Source organism: Mesorhizobium sp. SEMIA396 (assembly GCF_024518615.1).
Lineage (GTDB): Bacteria > Pseudomonadota > Alphaproteobacteria > Rhizobiales > Rhizobiaceae > Mesorhizobium.
This window is the reverse complement of record NZ_JANIFC010000001.1, coordinates 681,392-697,140: the sequence shown is the minus strand read 5'-3', so window position 1 is coordinate 697,140 and position 15,749 is coordinate 681,392. Positions and strand designations below refer to the sequence as shown.

Below are 15,749 nucleotides of genomic sequence, written 5' to 3'. Positions count from 1 at the left end.
TCGGGGAGCCAGGGCGCCACTCCCAGACGACCTGCTCCACGCGGTCGCCCAGAAAGACTGGCGACCCATCTCATTTGGTTTTGCCAGACTAGCTCAGATAGTCGTTGCGGAAATAGCTCCCGAAATCCGGGCGTTGAGCAACCAGCTTGCCGTCGGCATCACGCAAAATGCCGGACGCGAAGAGATAGCCGCCGATCGCTCCCATCTTGGCCGGATCCATCGTCCCGATGGCACCGCTTTGGCTGCGCAGATAATGGCCGTCGATCAGCGCCTTCAGTGAGGCGTGGATCAGCGCCGGATTGGTCAACGCATCCTTGTTGGCCGCGATCAGCAGGGCTGCCGCATCTTCGGGGTGATCGACCGCGAACTGGTAGCCGCGCCGCGTCGCCTGGACAAAGGCGGCCGCAGGCTTGGGGTTTGCCTGGAGATAGGCTTCGCTCGAAGAGATCAGTGTCGTGTGCTCGTCAGGCACGCCGTAATCGGCATAGACGAAGCTGCGTTGTTTGACGCCCTTGAGCTCGGCGTCGACACCCTCCCAGGTCGAGACTTCGAGCGTGAAATCGACCGAACCATTGGCCAGCGCCTCATAGGCTGAGGTGCCGAGCGTCACCGTCTCGAAATTGCCCTTGCCGCCATCATGGCGGATGATGGTCGATATCAGGGCGTTTTCCCAGGCGCTGCCGAAGCCGCCATAGGTCAGGCCGTCGAGGTTTCTCGGGCTTACGATCTCGCTGCGGGCCGCATTGAAGACCACGCGGCCGGTTTCCGATTGCACCACCGCATAGACGCCCTTCAGGTCCGCTCCGGCGGTTCTCTGGGTGAACAGGCTGATGGTGCCGTTGATGCCGAAATCGGCGACGCGATTTGCAACCAGCGTGCCCGCACCGGTATCGCTGTAAGGCAGGATGTCGACCTCGAGCCCGGCCTCGCGATAGAAGCCCTTGTCGCGGGCGACGAACAGTCCGATGTGGTTGGTGTTGACAGTCCAGTCGAGGGCAACGGTGACCTTTTGTGCCGATTGTGCTTGGGCTCGCCCCGATCCGGCAACGAGCGGAAGGCCTGTGGCAAGGGTCAGCAACAAGGCCTGCCGGCGCGTCAAGTCAGTCATGATCGTGTCCTTTGGATGGGGTGGCGTTGAGGATGATGTCGAGAATCTCGGCCTCGAGCGTACTTGCCTGGCGCGCGGCATCGCCGCCAAGGCTGCGCGGGCGCGGCAGCGGCACCTTGATTTCACGCACGATGCGGGCCGGGCGCGCCGACAGCAGATAGATGCGGTCGGACAGGAACACGGCTTCGCGCACGTCATGGGTGATCAGGAGCGCCGTCCAGCGATGATGCCGCCACATCTGTTCCAGCCAGCGCTGCATGGCCGTGCGGGTCAGCGCGTCGAGCGCGCCGAACGGCTCGTCGAGCAAAAGCATGTCGCGTTGCTGCACCACCGTGCGCAGCAAGGCCGCGCGCTGGCGCATACCGCCGGACAGTTGCGCTGGAAAATGCCGCTCGAAGCCGGCAAGCCCGAATTCGGCAAACAACGGCGCAACGCGCGCCCGCGCCGCCTGTCTCCTCATGCCTTGCACTTCGAGCCCGAGCGTTGCGTTGTCGAGGATGCGCCGCCACGGCATCAGCGCGTCACGCTGCGGCATGAAAGCGAAATGCCTGCCGTGGTCGTCGAGCGGCGCGCCGTCAAACAACATCTCGCCCTCGCCATGCTCGGCGCCGGTCAGAAGCTGGAAGAGTGTCGATTTGCCGGCGCCCGAGGGTCCAAGGATCGAGACGAATTCACCAGCGCCGACGCTAAGCGAAATATCGGCCAGCACGTCGAGCCCACCGAACGCCTTGCGCACATACCGCAGTTCGAGCCGGCTCATCGCCAGGGCCCCTTCCCGACGGTTTCCTTGCCGGCCCGCTCCCAGGGCATCGCAAGGCGCTGCAGCAGTACAGTCAACCCGAACAGGACAAGGGTCAGGGCAGCGCTCACTCCGACGGCGGCAAGAACCAGGTCAGGACGGAAATTGTTCTTGGCGTTGAGCATGTAGATGCCCAGCCCCTTCGCGGCCCCCGCATATTCGGCGAAGATCGCGCCGACCACGGCGTAGGTGATGGAGATCCTCAAACCAGCGAAGAAATAGGGCAGCGCCGAAGGCAGCCGTGCCAGCACGAAGATGCGCCAGCGCCCTGCCCCCATGGCGCGCAGCATTTGCCCGATCTCGGCCTCGGTCGACTCATAACCCTCGACCAATGCAACCAGCATCGGAAAGAAGGTAACCAGCGCCACCAGCATGATCTTGGGCGCCAGCCCGAAGCCGAACCAGAGCACCACCAGCGGCGCGATCGCCACCAGCGGCAAGGTCTGGCTGACGATTAAGACAGGAAACAGCGCACGCCGCAGCGGCTGGAAGAAGTCGACCAGCATCGACAGCACGAAGGCAGCGCTGAGCGAACAGGCAAAGCCGAGCAGCGTGGCGCCGATGGTCGGAATGGCGTTGTCGGCCAGCGCCTGGCGATTGAGCAGCGCTTGCTCGAAAACGCGCGACGGCGCCGGCAGTGTCGTCGGCCTGATGCCGGAATAGGTGGCATAAAGCTCCCACGCCAGCAGGAGCAAACCGACCGAGATCATGGCCGGCATTGCCTTGACAAGAAGGCTCGCGATCGGGCGCGAAGCGACTGATGATGTGGCCACGGGAGACAACCTTTGACGGCAGCGCGAAAGCGCGGCTGGTTCAGACAGCCGACGGGCTGTTGGCCGAGACCGTGACGTCGAGGGTTACGTGGCCGGCGCCTGGTCCGAAGCGGCAGAAGGCCTCGTCCAGCGCCGAAAAGATCGCACCGGCATCACCGCGCAGTTTCGTGCAGAAATGCTTGGAACGCTCATAGACGCCGGACTGCTTGAGAAAATCGATGCAGCCGTAGATCTCGTCCATGTGGTCGTCGGTGCCCATCACATAGAGCGAGAACTGCGCCGCCGCCGGCTGGCCGGTGGCAGCAGCATTGCGCACCGCCGCAATGGCCGCATCCTTGCGCGGGCCGAGTGGCCCGACAGGCCCGCCAAGTGCATCGGAGCGGCAGATCGGGTCATCCGGCTCGCCAGGGCACCCGCGCGAGATGGCGGCCGACAACACGCAATGTTTGCCGCTGCGTGCCGCCGCCACGAAGAGGTCGCGCATGGCGGGAAACAGCACTTCGGGCGGCCCGACCAGCAAGGTCGAGATGTCGTCGGTCTCGATCCTGAGCTTGTCGCGCCAGGGATCGAGCGCACCGAGCGCGCCAAGAATGACACCGACGAATTCGTCGGTCATGGGGTATAGGGAAATCTGTGCGCCTGAAAACATCGCCCGCCTCGCTCCGCTGGTATTACCCAGATCAGCTTCTAGGGTCTGTGGGCTTGCCGCCCCCGTCTCAGCCCCGACCGTACGGAGCACCCCTGTGGATGTGCGCCTTAAAGCATCATTCGAGTTCAAGGGAAAGCCGTTTTTTCAGAGCACTGCGCCAAAAGCATTGCGCCAGTCACGGTGCGCCTGAGCGGAATTTTGTCGGGAACCTTCGCCGCCGCGACCGGTTGTCCCCACAGTCGCAACGCGATCACTTTCGTAGAAAACAAGCGACGACTTCACAGAAATGGAGACAAACCATGTTCATGAAAATCCTCGCAGCTTCGGTTCTCACCATTGGTCTGGCCACGTCAGCCATGGCGCAAAGCGCCGGCAGCAACAACGCAAATGGAAGCGGCAGCGGCAAATCGGTGACGGTTGAGCCGAACACGCCGGCTTCACCGAATACGGTCGAGCCGGACACTGTCGACCCGGGCACGACCAACAGCACGACTGGCACGGTAGGGGACATGAATTCGAACGCGGATCAGAATTGCCCGACCAACCCGCAAGGCGCGCAGACGGACGCCGATGGTAACGCGACGGCGCCAACGGTAAACGATAATAATTGTGGCAAGTAACCGCACACGGATGAAGCCGCTGGGCATCGCCCAGCGGCTTCATCCGTTTCTCTGGTCCGCAGCACTCGTTTTGCCGAACAGCCGGATTTGTGGAGCGGGTTTTCCGGCGGGCGGGCGCAAAAACAGGTGTTTTGAATTGAGCAGCCGTTTGAGCACTCTACCGTAGGTAAAATACAGGACCCGACCGTTGGCGAGATCGAATTCCACTGTTCCCCACCGCCTGACCGGAGCCTTTCCTGTGCAAGGCCCCAGCCTTCTGATCTGGAATCCCAGTCTGATTTTGCGCGTTCCGATTTCAAGATAGATGCCTGGCAGAAGGCCGAGCACATGCCATAGCCGTACAACATGCTCGACCGACATGGCCGGCGAGATTATCAGGTGGCTGGGCTGAAGCCGTGCCCAGACGAAGTCGCCTTTCGGCTGCGGCATTCCTGACAACAGCCCCCGGCAGTAGGCCGGCACCGCCTCGCTCACCAGAATCCGCATAGCGGTTGCCGTGCTGTCGACCAAGGCTTCTCTCGAGGTCCAGTCAGCTTCGGAAAACGGCACCTGCCCGAGAATGTCACCCTCGTCAAAACCGGCGGACATCTTGTGGAGCGTGACGCCGCCATGAGCCGCACACCGGCCGTCCACGGCCAAGCGCTGGGTCGGATGTGGCCCTCGATAGTCGGGGAGCAGCGCCGGGTGGAGGTTGACCCCGCCTTTGGAAAAATGGCCAAGAACCTCTTGAGGGATCAAGACAGGCAAAGTGTAGCAGACCAGCACATCGGCGCGGAGGTCAGACAATTGGCGACCAAGCGCATTCCAATCGTAAGGGCGGCCAAATTCGATCAACTTGACAGTCGTGTTACCGACAAACCGCCTGAGCAGCAGCTTGCGTTGAAGCCTTCGTCGGAAATTGCCGATGCTGAAACCGGTGGGACGACGCCGGAACCCGGGCACGATGATCGCGCCAATTGCATTTCCAGCCTCTAGCCAGCCGGCGAGCAGAGGCCCCGTATGGTTAGAGATATCGAGGACAAAAACGGCTGTGATCGGCTCCGAGTGATCGGTCGATTCGATCGGCCTCATCTTCGGCGGCTCAAACGGGCCGACAGATCAGGGCGAGCTTGTCAGGTCGGCTGAGTGGAAGGCGATGCCAAGGCAGTGACAACCGAAAGACGCTCGCGTTTTACAAACACTGGCTTTTCGCAGATTTTCTTCACGGCCCGTCTCCCGAAATCAGCTCTTCCTGCGCAATTGGACTGCGATACGGCAGGCTGTCAACCACCTGACCGTGTTTGCCTACCGCATCCGCATTCGCCGTTGACGAAGGCGTTCGAAGAGCGCTCGGATATTGTGAAAGCTCAATGGCCGACGCGACACGGTGCGCTGACTGAAAGGGGTTTGGATGCGATGACCTGCTCGACGACACCGTCGAGCAGCAATGCAGGGCAAATCGCAGTTGCGAATCTACGAAACCGCCGTCTCGCGAACCGGCAGCTTCCAGCCTGGCCTGACGAAGTGGCAGGTGTATCCGTTGGGATACTTCTCCAGATAGTCCTGATGCTCGGGCTCGGCTTCCCAGAACGGACCAACGGGTGCGACTTCGGTGATGACCTTGCCCGGCCACAGGCCCGAGGCATCGACATCGGCGATGGTGTCCTCGGCGACGCGCTTCTGTTCGTCGCTGGTGTAATAGATCGCCGAGCGATAACTCGTCCCGACATCGTTGCCCTGGCGGTTGCGGGTCGTCGGATCGTGGATCTGGAAAAAGCGTTCCAGCAGCGTGCGATAGCTTATGATGGCCGGATCGAAATTGATCTCGATGGCTTCGGCGTGGGTGCCGTGGTTGCGGTAGGTGGCGTTGGGCACGTCGCCGCCGCTGTAGCCGACACGGGTGGAGATGACGCCGGGATAGCGCCGTATCAAATCCTGCATGCCCCAGAAACAGCCGCCGGCAAGGACTGCACGTTCGGTCGAAGTCGCCATGTCACGTCTCCTCAAAAGCAATTCCAGGAAAAGTGTGTAGCGGTTTTCCGTCTGGAATTGCGTGAAAGCAAGTGGTCTCGCCATAAATGGGCATTGTCACCTGCTTCGTCCAGCGGACGCGGTGGATCTACCTCAATTGCTCGGTTGGGCGAGGCTGTCGATCAAACCCGGTAGCTTCATGCCAGGCGGAATGGCGGCAAAGCTGATCGCCACCGGTGGTGCCCTGAGCGACCAGGCGAAAAGAACGGTCTTGACCGGGATGTTTCCCAGCCACGCCAGCAGCCGAGGTGGCACGCCGCTCCCGGGCCAGACCAGGAGCATACCGTGATCGCGCAGCCGCTGGCTGGTGATCCAGGGGGCGAGCCGCATGTCGAGGTCGGTGAAGATCGACGGCTTGTCATAGGCGTTGAGGCCCGCCAGCAACGCGATGCGGGTATCGCCGCCGACGATGTCGAGCCGACCGGGCACCGCCGCGTGCCAGACCGCCTCGGCTTCGTCCGAAATCTGCCGCGCTGGCCAGCAGACGGCATCCATGCGCCCGCGCAAATTGCAACTCGTCCAGCGGATGCCCGCATAGGCACCGGACATGCCGAGGATGCAGGCGAACGCGCAGATCGCCAGCCGTCGCAGTTCGACGGCGCCAAGCCGATGACCCAGCAAGGCGATCGCCACAACGCCGACCAGATTGTACATCGGCGCGCCCCACGCCTCGCCGGCGCCGGTAAACAGCGAGGCCACCATGACAAGCACCGCCGGACCAAGCCCCATCCACACGAGATAGGCCAGCGCGCCGCGCTCAATGGGCTGTTCCGGCGCGGGCGAACGCCGCAACAGCCCCGATATCGACAGCACCAGCAATAAGCCGCAGAGCCCCGCCATTTGGACACCGATATAGTAAAGGCGGGCGCGGTGGACCAACACCCATTCATCGCGGCCGGCGACATAGGTCAGCGGCAGGAAATCGATGCGGTAGAGCTGGATGGCCAGTGGCGCGGCGACGGCGAGGAAAACCGCGAGCCCAAGCCAGGGCCAGGGCGTGGCGAGCCGATTGCGTGCCCGCGTGTCCGACAACAGCCAGATCGCCCCGAAGAGCAACAGCAGCCCGGTGGAAAACTTGGCATAGAGCCCGACGCCCGACACCAGTCCGAGCGCCAGCCACCAGCCCGGCCCACCGCCACGGCCCGCACGCCACAGCAGCCAGCAGATTGCGGCCCAGAAGGGCATCTGCGCGTAATCATGATTGAACTGCGGTGTCGGCCAGCCGAAGAAATACAATGACGGCATCAAAAGCACGGCGGCCAGCGCGCGGGTTCTCCCGAGCATGTCGCGGGCCAGCAGGTAGACGAAGACGAAGGTCGCCGAGACGACAAGCTGGGCGAGCAGATATTGCGGCCAGCGGAACGATCCGGTCAGAAGATGGCTGATCTCGAGCAGCCAGCCGGGGAGCTGCGGATGCTTGTAGGTCAAAAGCACCCATTCGCGGCCCCACATAAAGCTCTCGACGACATCGCCGGGCGGGGCGGCATCGACAAGCGCCGGCATCACGGTCCAGCACAGGATCTGCGTCAGGCATAAAAGCGCTAGGCCGGCTTCTGGATAGCGCGTCAGCCCCGGCCAGATCGACGACTGCCACCAGTCGCCTGGAACAGAACTGCCGACCGGCAGCCAACCGTTCATGGTTTCGTCGATTCGCGTCATGCGGTGGATAAATCACACCGGACGGTTTTACGAACAGCCCAGAACTTGAAGCTTACGAAAATGTATACTTGGCCGACCATGGCAAAACCAAGATTGAGGCAGAGTTTCGCGCCACCATGCCGCCTCTCCCGTCATCACATGCCAGCAAGACAACAATGGAACACGCCATCGCGCAGCACCCTGAACATGCCGGGCATGGCGCCTTGGGCGTGATCGCGGCAGGCGTCGCCTACGCCTGACCGGTTGCCGTCCCCAAAAAGCATCCAGGATTTGAAAAATGCGCCACCACCATGCCGTCATTCACTACCGTGCGCTCGATTTCTGGATGGCCCGTGCGGCCGTTCTCGTCATCATCTGCCTGCAGCTTCTGGTCATCAACAATCTCTCATTCGGGCCGCGCTGGGTGGCGCCCGCGCTGGAGGCGGCCCTGCTGCTGCCCTTGTCGGTGGCCACCGCCTGGACGCAGGCCGCCACCCGAAAGGCGGTCGAGGACCACGAGTGGCATGCGATCGGCCAGTTTCGGGTCATGATCCGCAGAACAGCCCTGACCATGACCGCCATCATCAGCATCATCAATTGCGGTTCGCTGGTCCTGCTGGTGCGTGCCTTGCTGGAGGGCCATGCCGGCAGTAGCGGTACGACGCTGCTGATCGACGCGCTCAACATCTGGGTCACCAACGTCATCGTTTTTGCCTTGTGGTTCTGGAGCACCGACCGCGGCGGTCCGCCGACCTGCGGCCTCGTCAAGCTCGCACAGGCCGATTTCCTGTTCGCGCAGATGACGTTGAACGACCGTGAGCTTCGAGATTGGCTGCCCGGCTTCGTCGATTATTTCTTCCTCGCCTTCACCAATGCGACCGCATTTTCGCCGACCGATACCTTGCCACTCTCCCAGCGCGCCAAGCTGCTGATGATGGCCGAGGCCATGATCTCGCTGCTGACCATCGCGCTGGTCGCGGCACGCGCGGTCAACATCCTCGCTTGATCGGCCCGACACGCGAAAATAGCCCGCCCGGCGAACCGGAACGGGCTATTTTGGGTTGTCTTCGATGGTTCGATGCCGCGGGAAACGTGCCTCGGCAATTCCGCCAAGCAATCGCCGCCGCACCAGCTATTCGTCCCGCGCGCGGCTGACTCTCCGCACCACGAACTCGAACAGGACGTCCGAAATCCACATGGCGCAGACGCCGATCAGGAAGGCGGCCGCCAGCGTGGTGGTGTCGTCGGCGGGATCGGGCATCGGCAGGCCGGCGATCCTGGCGTAGGACACCGCCGGCAGCGTCAGGTAGGCCGCCGCAAGTGCGCCGCAGATCGGCGAGGCCACCATTTCGCGCAGCTTGTAGCGATGCCGCGACAGCGCGCGCAGAACGCCGCCGGCGAGGCCCGCCGCCACGACCGGTCCCTTGATGCCGAGCAGGTCGAAAAGATCGTTCATCATGGCCTCCAGCCGCAAAGCTTCTGGCCCTTTTCGTTGTGAGCCAGGATCGCCGCCACCGACGCGTCGGAAAGGGTCGCCGCCTCCGCCCTTGTCGGCCGGAGGGGATGCCCGGCCGCGCAGAACGACCCGCCTGATGTGGTGCAGCCGGCCAGCAGCAGCGAGAGCGCTATGATTTTGACCATCTGGCCAGCCTCCCTCTGTTGTCGTCCGGCGTCCGGCCGGCGACGGCATCGTCGATCTTCTGGGCTTCGGTGCGCGCCGCGGCGTCGGCGGCATCCTGCCTGGCCTTCTGGCTGGCCTTGCCCTTGGCATAGGCTGTCCAGGCACCGGCAAGCGCGGCGCCCATTGCCAGAAGATACGGCCAGGCCTGGCCAAGCAGCGCGAGGGTGAGTGTTCCCATCTCATGTCTCCTTGGCCGGCGGCGCGACCATGCCGCGCGGCCCGTCACGCACCGCGTTGATGATGATCTTGGCAAGGGCAATGGCGCCGCTGATCTGAAGCGCGGTGCGGTCGCTCACGCCGAGCAGCGTCCAGTCGAAGCCGGCGAGCGCGCCGCCGCAGATGATGGCGATCAGCGTGTTGAGGAGATTGTGCAGCGCATTGGTGTTGAACCATCTCATCGAAACAGGCTCCCGAAAAAATCGGCGACGTGATGCCGGAAAGCCGCGAGCGCTCCGGCCATGAGAACGAGGATGCCGGCCGCGGCAGCCGCCTTGCCGCCGGGCGCCGGCGGCACGGGCTGGGCCGCCGGCATCACATCAGCCGATGTCTCGGCCCTGGGCGGCGCCGGCGCGGCCACCGGCGCCGCGGGGCGCTGCGCCGACATCAGCAGGGCCTGAACCCGCACCGACCTGACCCGATCGGACCAGCCGCGCCCGAATGTTGCCCATGTCGGCAACCGCTTGAGGAACGCCAGCCGCGCATCGCAAAGCGCATCGATGGTCACACCGGCCGGCTTTGCCTTGGCCGCCGCGACGGTGACCGGTCCGATCCGCCCGTCCTGCGCAACGCCGACGGCCGCCTGCAAATATATGGCCGCCCGGCCAGGCCCGCTGTTGACGGCGAAATCGAACACAGCGTGGTCGACGCCATCGGGCAATTCGGCGCCGAGCACAGCGTCCCAGTAGAAGCGGCGATAGACGGTGGCGACCTGCGCGTCGCTGATCGCACGCAGATCCGCCTTCGTCGCGTCGGCCTTCACATAGCGACGGAAGCTGGCAAGCGTCACGCCCTTCATGGTGGCGCCGCCGGGGTCAGCCGGATTGTCCGACCAGCCGCCTTCCGATTTGAGAACAAGCGCAAGCGCCCGCGCGAAGTTGCGGTCCATGGTGGTTCCTTTCCGCCCTTCCGGGCAGTTGTTCAGTTTTTGATTTTTGGTATGTTCGCCGGGTGGAGGTTAGGTTTGACGCGGGCGATTATGATTCTGGATATCATTCGCCAAGTTGGCAGATACAGACTTTAAAATTCTGAGTATCAGCAAGAGACCCGTGCGCTCGGTAAGTCATTGACGCACCTAGGGCGCGTAAAAGCACATATGCCTGACATAAAACATTTAGTTTTAGGAGTCCTCATCGGCGCCTTCTCCATCGCGTGGGTAGTTATTGCCACGATAGGGGTGCGGCGAGAGACGCGCGCGTACAACAAAAGCCTGAGAGACATCGATGAGAAGCTCCGTCAGGATAAAGATCAATAGGAGTTCGAAATTCAGCGAGTTTCAGCTAGTGCTTTTTGAAGACGAACAGCTTTGTGTGAAAGGATACTGGGCTGATCACTAAGTCGATCGCGCGTCGTAAGGTCACCATCGGTCGCGACCGGCTCTCATACAATGGTTCAAGCAGGCGCTTTAACAAGCTGCTCTCCCGCATCAACCCCAGATATCCGCCCCTGGACCGACTTTCCAAAAGCCGGAACCCCATCCCGCTGATCGTTCTAATTGTGTCGTTCGGGGTGAAGGCAAATTGGTAAAATCGGGCCATGTCCGCGGCACTCACATCTTCGTATCGACCGAGCCGCATCTTTAGACGCCTCAATGGCGACACGCTGGGGACAGTTAGGAAAAGGAGTCCGCCAGGTTTCAGCACTCGGCGTGCCTCCTCGATGATCGATGCGTAACCATCCTTGAAGTGTTCGATCACCCCCAAGGACCACACCCCTTCGAAAAAGGCATCCTCGAATGGCATTTCTCGCACGTCACCGAGAACGATATTAAGTTCTGGGGCGTGCTTTTTGATCCTAGCGATGGTTACGGGGGCAAAGTCTAATCCGTAAGCCTCGAACCCTGCGTGATGGAGCCCAAAGACTGTATTGGCCACACCGCAGCCTGCATCAATCACTCGATCAGGCGGGCTTAAATACTTTCGGGTAACATGCTGGACAAAGACGCTCTTTTTCCGAATGTCCGCTGCTGTTAGGGATTGCGCCCAACGATCGTCCCAGAATCCTTCGTCGGCTGGTCGGTCGATGAATACAAGACGATCATGCTGCTGATCGAGATATACCTGCTCCACCATTCATTTGCCTCCCCCAAGGCGCTGCTCAACATCAGTTCATTTGCCTCCCCCAAGGCGCTGCTCAACATCAGTTCATTTGCCGTAGTCTCGACCCACAATCGGAACAGCCGGAACGCTGGTATGGAAGCGCCCGAAGAGCAGTACCCACACCAAGACCTGAATCGTCACGAAACCGACGAATGGCTGCCGTGCCTGCGCAAGAACGTTCTCCAAGGCATTCCGGTGCGCATAGACCCCTATCACGCTGCCGAGGATGATCCAGAAGAAGAACCACATACCCTTACTTTTGAGCGAAGCATGGTGCAACGCCACCAACGCTCCGCCATAGATCAACCCAAATACGATCACAACGGGAATACCACCAATCGCCCACGCCTGCCCCCAGAATGTACCAGCCAAGCCGTACAACGCCTGCGAAAATATCTGGGTCTGGAGCACCGTGTTGAACCCAGTGCTGTCAAAGCCGAAGGCCGACGGCTGAATTAGCAGTTGCGCCAAGGTATCGCGAACCGTGTTCCACCATGGATAGGTCGTGCTACTCCTAATCAGCCCTTCGATGTTTTCATGAGTGCCGAAGGCTTCCCAGGAGGCCACCATAGCCATCGGATCAGAACCGCCTGCCAGCATCCTGCCAAACGGCAGGTCGCGTTTGTAGGCCAGATAGAAGGGCTTCATAAAGAAGATGATCGCAAGCGTCGCCAGCCCGATCGCCCATGCCTTCCAATGCAGGGCCGCCTTCGTTATCGGCCACTCCCACAACAACACGATGGCGAACGCCATTGCCAAGATCACCGGGACAGTCCGATCACCCGCGATCGCATTAAGTGCGACCATTAACGCAAAGATGGCTTGATAAATACGAGCGCCGCGACCCCACAACCTATCGAAATAGATCGATGCCAGAAGGCCGATGCCGCTGACCCAACGCCACACGATCGAAATGAGCCCACCAACGGCGTCATAGATGTCGGCACGCTCCATCGCGTACCACTCAAGTCCAGCCCTGTTTGCCATCCATGCATAGCAGGCTAAAGAAATGATCAGCGCGCACCGAATGAACCAGGTGACCCGCATCGGGTGCAGCTGGTAACAAGGGGGACGCCCCCCGTCCACAGACGAAGGCATCAGCAGCAGCGCCAACCCGAACCCTAGCCAAGCAGCGACCATCACCAGAATTGCTTCCGACGACGCCGGCTCGAGATATGGCACCAATCCTTTCGCGCTCACAGGTCGCGTGAAGCCAATCAGCGCGGGCACCGAATAAGCAAGAAGGCCGACATAGCCAATCGCTACAACAGAAACCCGATTGTGGCGGGCCACAAGTATAAAGGTGGTCACGGCCACCATTGACCACAGAGCGAGCACCATATCTTTCGTTCGTCCATTTGGATCAAAAAAGCAACCTAGGCGATTCGGTCATTCACAACGACAAAGTCTACAACTCGAAATCGCCCGCCCAGCCGACTGTCGCGCTGACCACCCATGAGCCCGTTGCGTATGCCTCCAGGGTTACACGCTCGCCGGGATCGAGAATGAGATATTTTCCTGCACCGCCGCCCTTGATCGTGTCCGTCCCGTTGGGCTCGATGTTCATGACATGGGTTGCGTGTACTCCGGCAAAGCCGATCCGAAGGCCAGGCACGGCAGGCGGCAGCGTATGTGTCCGCGTCCCGCCGGCCCCGTTGTTGTGGCAGAGTGCCCGGTTGTGAAGCCCGGACAGCGTTGTGTTGACGGTCAGATTGGTCGGCACACTCGACGTCCCCTGCAGGCCGGGATTGTTGCCGCCAATAAACCTGGTCGCGATGCCGGCCGTGATGGAACTGCCGGTGCCATCACCAACCCATTCCGTCATGTCAAAGCCATCGACCAGCATTTCGTCTATCACGCCGCCGGTGCTTACCCGAAAAGCAACGCCAATGGAGGTCGAGTTTTTCAGGGCGATGTCCCTGAGACTGGCTTTGCGCAGCCGTTGGCCCACGGAAAGGTTGAACCGGATGCCATGCGACTGGGTGTTTCCCCTGATGCCAGAAAGGCTAAGGCTCGCCGGTGTCACTACGTTCGCAACGACGACGGCGTCGGTCGAGCAGTTCATCAACGTGCCCGGACCGATCGCAAGAGGCGTCTGGTAGGGCGCGGCGATTACGGCTGTGGCACCCGACATTCCACCCGTGATCGTCTCGCCAGCCGGAAAGATGCCGGCCGAGCCGCGCACATAGATGCGCCGGGTCGCGCTGTTTGCTGTTTTGGCAATCGCAGAGTTGCCTCCAGTGATTGTCTCACCGGCCTGAAACGTCCCACTTATCGGCAAGACCCTTAGCACGTTGGCAAAGAAGTCGACCAAGATGCCCGTCGCGCCGGATGAACCGCCTGTCACCGTCTCACCGAGTTCATAGTCGACGGTTGAACCGGTGATGACGATTTCAAAATGTTGGAACCGCAGGGTTCCGGCGGAGCCAGAGGTGCCGCCGCTGACCGTTTCGCCAGTCGCAAACGATCCAACTTGCGAGCTGAGGGCGAACTGATATTCGCCGTTTGGCTCCAATTGCAGGGCGGTGTTGTAGCGATCGATGTACCAGTTATCGAGCCGGCCCGACTGAATCTGAACGCCAAAGACGTTACCGGCAGAACTACCGGAGAGCCGGTTGCCGATTGCCCTGACATTCGAAATGACGATCTCGCTGTTGGCATCAGTCGCAGCTACGCCAACCAGACAGTCATTCGCCACTACGTTAGTTATGATCCCTCGCGGATCTCGCGCACCGGTCATCTCCACCCAGACACCGGCGGAGGGGCTGTCGAGATGTGCATCCGCGAAAACCCCGTCGACTAACACGTCGGTGGTGTTTAGATTCCCCGTATAGGTCAACACGACGCCGTCGCGTTTGCACTTCGCCGACCGGATGTTGCGCACGATCGGCTTGCGGACGCCGGCCACGTAAACCGTGTCGCCAAACTCGCCGCCGGTTGGCGTGACGATGTTATAGCCGTCAATGTCCTCAATCGTCGGGCTGTCGACACAGAGCGCCATCACGCCGGCAAGGCCAAGATTGCGGACTTTCACGCCGCGAATTGTCGGCCGCTTCCGGCGTGCACCAGTGGAGAGGCCGACGCGAATACCGATAGAAGCCTGGTAGCCGGCATGTGATCCACCATCAATCGTGAGGTCCCCGTCTATCAGGACGTCATCGGCAGCAATATCGATGACGGGATGGTGGCCGGTAACGGTGCCGACTGGCGCGCGCAGGATTAGGGCAGAGCCGCCCAGGCATTCGACGCGCTTCTTCGCTGTCGAGATCGTGTGGTTGCCGTCGGTCTGGTAGGAGCCGTCAATCAGCACATGCGGATAGCTGCCCGCGAGCAGTGCACTGATAGCAGCCGTGGCATTCGCACCGCCACCACGCGCGCCGAGCATTGATGCCGTCACCGGAATTGAGGCGAGCGTATAGCCTGTCTTCGTCATGCCATCGCTCAGCGTGATCACCAAATCCCCGACATTCGTTCCATTCTTGCGGTACACAGCGCCGCTGCCTGCCACCTGAGAGCTGTCGCAGAAGGCGGTGCGGATGTATGTGGGTGCTATCGGCGGGTAAAATGCCTCGGCCGTCGCCTTGGTCGCGAATTGCGGATCGATCACCGTCGTCATGGCGCCCGTCGCTACGTCCGCAGCGGCCTGGGCCTGGTCGATGATGCCTTGCGCGGCTGCCTGGATATCGCCGACGGTGTCGTCGGACTGGTAGAACGAGAGCACAATGTCATCGGTGCCGATCACAGGGTTAAGCGTCTGGAAGGCAAAGACAAAATCGGCCGAGGCGTTGCCCTGCTGGACATGCACCGTCGTTCCCTTCTGCATGGTGCGCCCGGTGCGGGCATCGGCAGCGCGGAACCATCGGCCTTCGCTGACCGTATAGATACCGTTCTGCGTCTGGTCGGCCTGGTCCTTGACCAGCACGCGGTCGCCCACCTCCGTCGCTACCCCGTCGATGGTCTGAAGGCCGGAAAGCGCAATGCTGGCGGTCGTCGCCAGGCGAACAGGTTCGCGCTCGCCGGTCAGAAGGCGAACGGCGGCGGCTGAAGATCGGGCCATGCTGGCGTGCTCCATGAAAAAAGCCCCGCGAAGCGAGGCTGAAAAGAGATTTTGGTCTTGAGATAGAGGCAGGCCTTTGGATCAGCCGGCAGATATCAA

The 15,749-nt window shown here is 61.5% G+C and carries 18 protein-coding genes and 1 riboswitch; of the genes, 3 read left to right on the top strand and 15 right to left on the bottom strand.

The window, feature by feature from the left end:
- Nucleotides 1–88: 88 nt before the first annotated feature.
- The 4 genes from NP503_RS03515 to NP503_RS03500 form a co-directional block, all read right to left on the bottom strand.
- On the bottom strand, nucleotides 89–1,108 hold the full coding sequence (locus NP503_RS03515) for an ABC transporter substrate-binding protein (RefSeq protein ID WP_127268777.1): 1,020 nt from the start codon (nucleotides 1,106–1,108) through the stop codon (nucleotides 89–91).
- Nucleotides 1,101–1,868: an ABC transporter ATP-binding protein gene (locus NP503_RS03510; protein ID WP_127268776.1), complete on the bottom strand. Its 768-nt coding sequence runs from the start codon at nucleotides 1,866–1,868 to the stop codon at nucleotides 1,101–1,103. Before NP503_RS03510 ends, NP503_RS03515 begins: the two co-directional genes overlap by 8 nt.
- Complete coding sequence (locus tag NP503_RS03505) at nucleotides 1,865–2,626, bottom strand: ABC transporter permease (protein WP_206517101.1); 762 nt, start codon at nucleotides 2,624–2,626, stop codon at nucleotides 1,865–1,867. The genes NP503_RS03510 and NP503_RS03505 overlap by 4 nt, the downstream gene beginning before the upstream one ends.
- 94 nt (nucleotides 2,627–2,720) lie before the next feature.
- Nucleotides 2,721–3,329, bottom strand: a complete 609-nt coding sequence (locus tag NP503_RS03500; RefSeq protein ID WP_127271736.1) for a YkoF family thiamine/hydroxymethylpyrimidine-binding protein — start codon at nucleotides 3,327–3,329, stop codon at nucleotides 2,721–2,723.
- Nucleotides 3,320–3,433, bottom strand: a riboswitch (TPP riboswitch). Its footprint overlaps the gene before it by 10 nt.
- A 195-nt stretch (nucleotides 3,434–3,628) precedes the next feature.
- On the opposite strand from NP503_RS03500, the gene NP503_RS03495 reads away from it, so the two are divergent.
- Nucleotides 3,629–3,949, top strand: coding sequence for a hypothetical protein (locus NP503_RS03495; protein ID WP_127272385.1), 321 nt, complete (start codon nucleotides 3,629–3,631; stop codon nucleotides 3,947–3,949).
- A gap of 39 nt (nucleotides 3,950–3,988) precedes the next feature.
- Here the strand turns inward: NP503_RS03495 and NP503_RS03490 are convergent, their stop codons facing one another.
- From NP503_RS03490 to NP503_RS03480, 3 genes are all read right to left on the bottom strand, one after another.
- On the bottom strand, nucleotides 3,989–5,020 hold the full coding sequence (locus NP503_RS03490; RefSeq protein WP_127272384.1) for a formyltransferase family protein: 1,032 nt from the start codon (nucleotides 5,018–5,020) through the stop codon (nucleotides 3,989–3,991).
- A gap of 381 nt (nucleotides 5,021–5,401) precedes the next feature.
- The gene (msrA, locus tag NP503_RS03485) at nucleotides 5,402–5,920 is read right to left on the bottom strand and encodes a peptide-methionine (S)-S-oxide reductase MsrA (protein WP_127272383.1); all 519 of its coding nucleotides are present in this window, start codon (nucleotides 5,918–5,920) and stop codon (nucleotides 5,402–5,404) included.
- 132 nt (nucleotides 5,921–6,052) lie between these two features.
- Nucleotides 6,053–7,618, bottom strand: coding sequence for a glycosyltransferase family 39 protein (locus tag NP503_RS03480; RefSeq protein ID WP_236382756.1), 1,566 nt, complete (start codon nucleotides 7,616–7,618; stop codon nucleotides 6,053–6,055).
- 68 nt (nucleotides 7,619–7,686) lie between these two features.
- Between NP503_RS03480 and NP503_RS03475 the strand changes: the two genes are divergently transcribed.
- Nucleotides 7,687–7,857 carry a hypothetical protein gene (locus tag NP503_RS03475; RefSeq protein WP_164748724.1) on the top strand — a complete coding sequence of 57 codons (171 nt, stop codon included), beginning with the start codon at nucleotides 7,687–7,689 and terminating at the stop codon, nucleotides 7,855–7,857.
- 38 nt (nucleotides 7,858–7,895) lie between these two features.
- Complete coding sequence (locus NP503_RS03470) at nucleotides 7,896–8,603, top strand: hypothetical protein (protein ID WP_127270889.1); 708 nt, start codon at nucleotides 7,896–7,898, stop codon at nucleotides 8,601–8,603.
- Nucleotides 8,604–8,729: 126 nt separating this feature from the next.
- Here NP503_RS03470 and NP503_RS03465 read toward each other — a convergent pair whose 3' ends face one another.
- The 8 genes from NP503_RS03465 to NP503_RS03430 all read right to left on the bottom strand — a co-directional run bounded on the left by NP503_RS03465 (nucleotide 8,730) and on the right by NP503_RS03430 (nucleotide 15,665).
- Nucleotides 8,730–9,053, bottom strand: a complete 324-nt coding sequence (locus tag NP503_RS03465) for a hypothetical protein (protein ID WP_127271121.1) — start codon at nucleotides 9,051–9,053, stop codon at nucleotides 8,730–8,732.
- The gene (locus NP503_RS03460) at nucleotides 9,053–9,238 is read right to left on the bottom strand and encodes a hypothetical protein (RefSeq protein ID WP_127271123.1); all 186 of its coding nucleotides are present in this window, start codon (nucleotides 9,236–9,238) and stop codon (nucleotides 9,053–9,055) included. Before NP503_RS03460 ends, NP503_RS03465 begins: the two co-directional genes overlap by 1 nt.
- Nucleotides 9,223–9,456 (bottom strand): hypothetical protein, encoded by a 234-nt coding sequence (locus tag NP503_RS03455; RefSeq protein WP_127271125.1) that lies wholly within the window; start codon nucleotides 9,454–9,456, stop codon nucleotides 9,223–9,225. Before NP503_RS03455 ends, NP503_RS03460 begins: the two co-directional genes overlap by 16 nt.
- Nucleotide 9,457: 1 nt before the next feature.
- On the bottom strand, nucleotides 9,458–9,676 hold the full coding sequence (locus NP503_RS03450; protein ID WP_027035106.1) for a hypothetical protein: 219 nt from the start codon (nucleotides 9,674–9,676) through the stop codon (nucleotides 9,458–9,460).
- Nucleotides 9,673–10,383: a glycoside hydrolase family 108 protein gene (locus NP503_RS03445; protein WP_127271129.1), complete on the bottom strand. Its 711-nt coding sequence runs from the start codon at nucleotides 10,381–10,383 to the stop codon at nucleotides 9,673–9,675. Before NP503_RS03445 ends, NP503_RS03450 begins: the two co-directional genes overlap by 4 nt.
- A gap of 391 nt (nucleotides 10,384–10,774) precedes the next feature.
- Entirely contained in the window at nucleotides 10,775–11,566 is a 792-nt protein-coding gene (locus NP503_RS03440; protein WP_127270497.1) for a bifunctional 2-polyprenyl-6-hydroxyphenol methylase/3-demethylubiquinol 3-O-methyltransferase UbiG, read from the bottom strand.
- A 72-nt stretch (nucleotides 11,567–11,638) separates the two neighbouring features.
- Nucleotides 11,639–12,934 carry a hypothetical protein gene (locus NP503_RS03435; protein ID WP_127270495.1) on the bottom strand — a complete coding sequence of 432 codons (1,296 nt, stop codon included), beginning with the start codon at nucleotides 12,932–12,934 and terminating at the stop codon, nucleotides 11,639–11,641.
- A gap of 67 nt (nucleotides 12,935–13,001) precedes the next feature.
- A complete protein-coding gene (locus NP503_RS03430) occupies nucleotides 13,002–15,665 on the bottom strand; it encodes a hypothetical protein (protein ID WP_164748725.1) in 2,664 nt (887 codons plus the stop codon).
- Between the last annotated feature and the right edge of the window lie 84 nt (nucleotides 15,666–15,749).

What these genes read in the sequence shown, in the direction of transcription:
- NP503_RS03460 (WP_127271123.1), bottom strand. Translation starts at nt 9,238, where the DNA reads ATGGTCAAAATCATAGCGCTCTCGCTGCTGCTGGCCGGCTGCACCACA.
- NP503_RS03490 (WP_127272384.1), bottom strand. Translation starts at nt 5,020, where the DNA reads ATGAGGCCGATCGAATCGACCGATCACTCGGAGCCGATCACAGCCGTT.
- NP503_RS03505 (WP_206517101.1), bottom strand. Translation starts at nt 2,626, where the DNA reads ATGCCGGCCATGATCTCGGTCGGTTTGCTCCTGCTGGCGTGGGAGCTT.
- NP503_RS03470 (WP_127270889.1), top strand. Translation starts at nt 7,896, where the DNA reads ATGCGCCACCACCATGCCGTCATTCACTACCGTGCGCTCGATTTCTGG.
- NP503_RS03435 (WP_127270495.1), bottom strand. Translation starts at nt 12,934, where the DNA reads ATGGTGCTCGCTCTGTGGTCAATGGTGGCCGTGACCACCTTTATACTT.
- msrA (WP_127272383.1), bottom strand. Translation starts at nt 5,920, where the DNA reads ATGGCGACTTCGACCGAACGTGCAGTCCTTGCCGGCGGCTGTTTCTGG.
- NP503_RS03445 (WP_127271129.1), bottom strand. Translation starts at nt 10,383, where the DNA reads ATGGACCGCAACTTCGCGCGGGCGCTTGCGCTTGTTCTCAAATCGGAA.
- NP503_RS03430 (WP_164748725.1), bottom strand. Translation starts at nt 15,665, where the DNA reads ATGGAGCACGCCAGCATGGCCCGATCTTCAGCCGCCGCCGTTCGCCTT.
- NP503_RS03510 (WP_127268776.1), bottom strand. Translation starts at nt 1,868, where the DNA reads ATGAGCCGGCTCGAACTGCGGTATGTGCGCAAGGCGTTCGGTGGGCTC.
- NP503_RS03495 (WP_127272385.1), top strand. Translation starts at nt 3,629, where the DNA reads ATGTTCATGAAAATCCTCGCAGCTTCGGTTCTCACCATTGGTCTGGCC.
- NP503_RS03515 (WP_127268777.1), bottom strand. Translation starts at nt 1,108, where the DNA reads ATGACTGACTTGACGCGCCGGCAGGCCTTGTTGCTGACCCTTGCCACA.
- NP503_RS03455 (WP_127271125.1), bottom strand. Translation starts at nt 9,456, where the DNA reads ATGGGAACACTCACCCTCGCGCTGCTTGGCCAGGCCTGGCCGTATCTT.
- NP503_RS03500 (WP_127271736.1), bottom strand. Translation starts at nt 3,329, where the DNA reads ATGTTTTCAGGCGCACAGATTTCCCTATACCCCATGACCGACGAATTC.
- NP503_RS03450 (WP_027035106.1), bottom strand. Translation starts at nt 9,676, where the DNA reads ATGAGATGGTTCAACACCAATGCGCTGCACAATCTCCTCAACACGCTG.
- NP503_RS03480 (WP_236382756.1), bottom strand. Translation starts at nt 7,618, where the DNA reads ATGACGCGAATCGACGAAACCATGAACGGTTGGCTGCCGGTCGGCAGT.
- NP503_RS03465 (WP_127271121.1), bottom strand. Translation starts at nt 9,053, where the DNA reads ATGAACGATCTTTTCGACCTGCTCGGCATCAAGGGACCGGTCGTGGCG.
- NP503_RS03440 (WP_127270497.1), bottom strand. Translation starts at nt 11,566, where the DNA reads ATGGTGGAGCAGGTATATCTCGATCAGCAGCATGATCGTCTTGTATTC.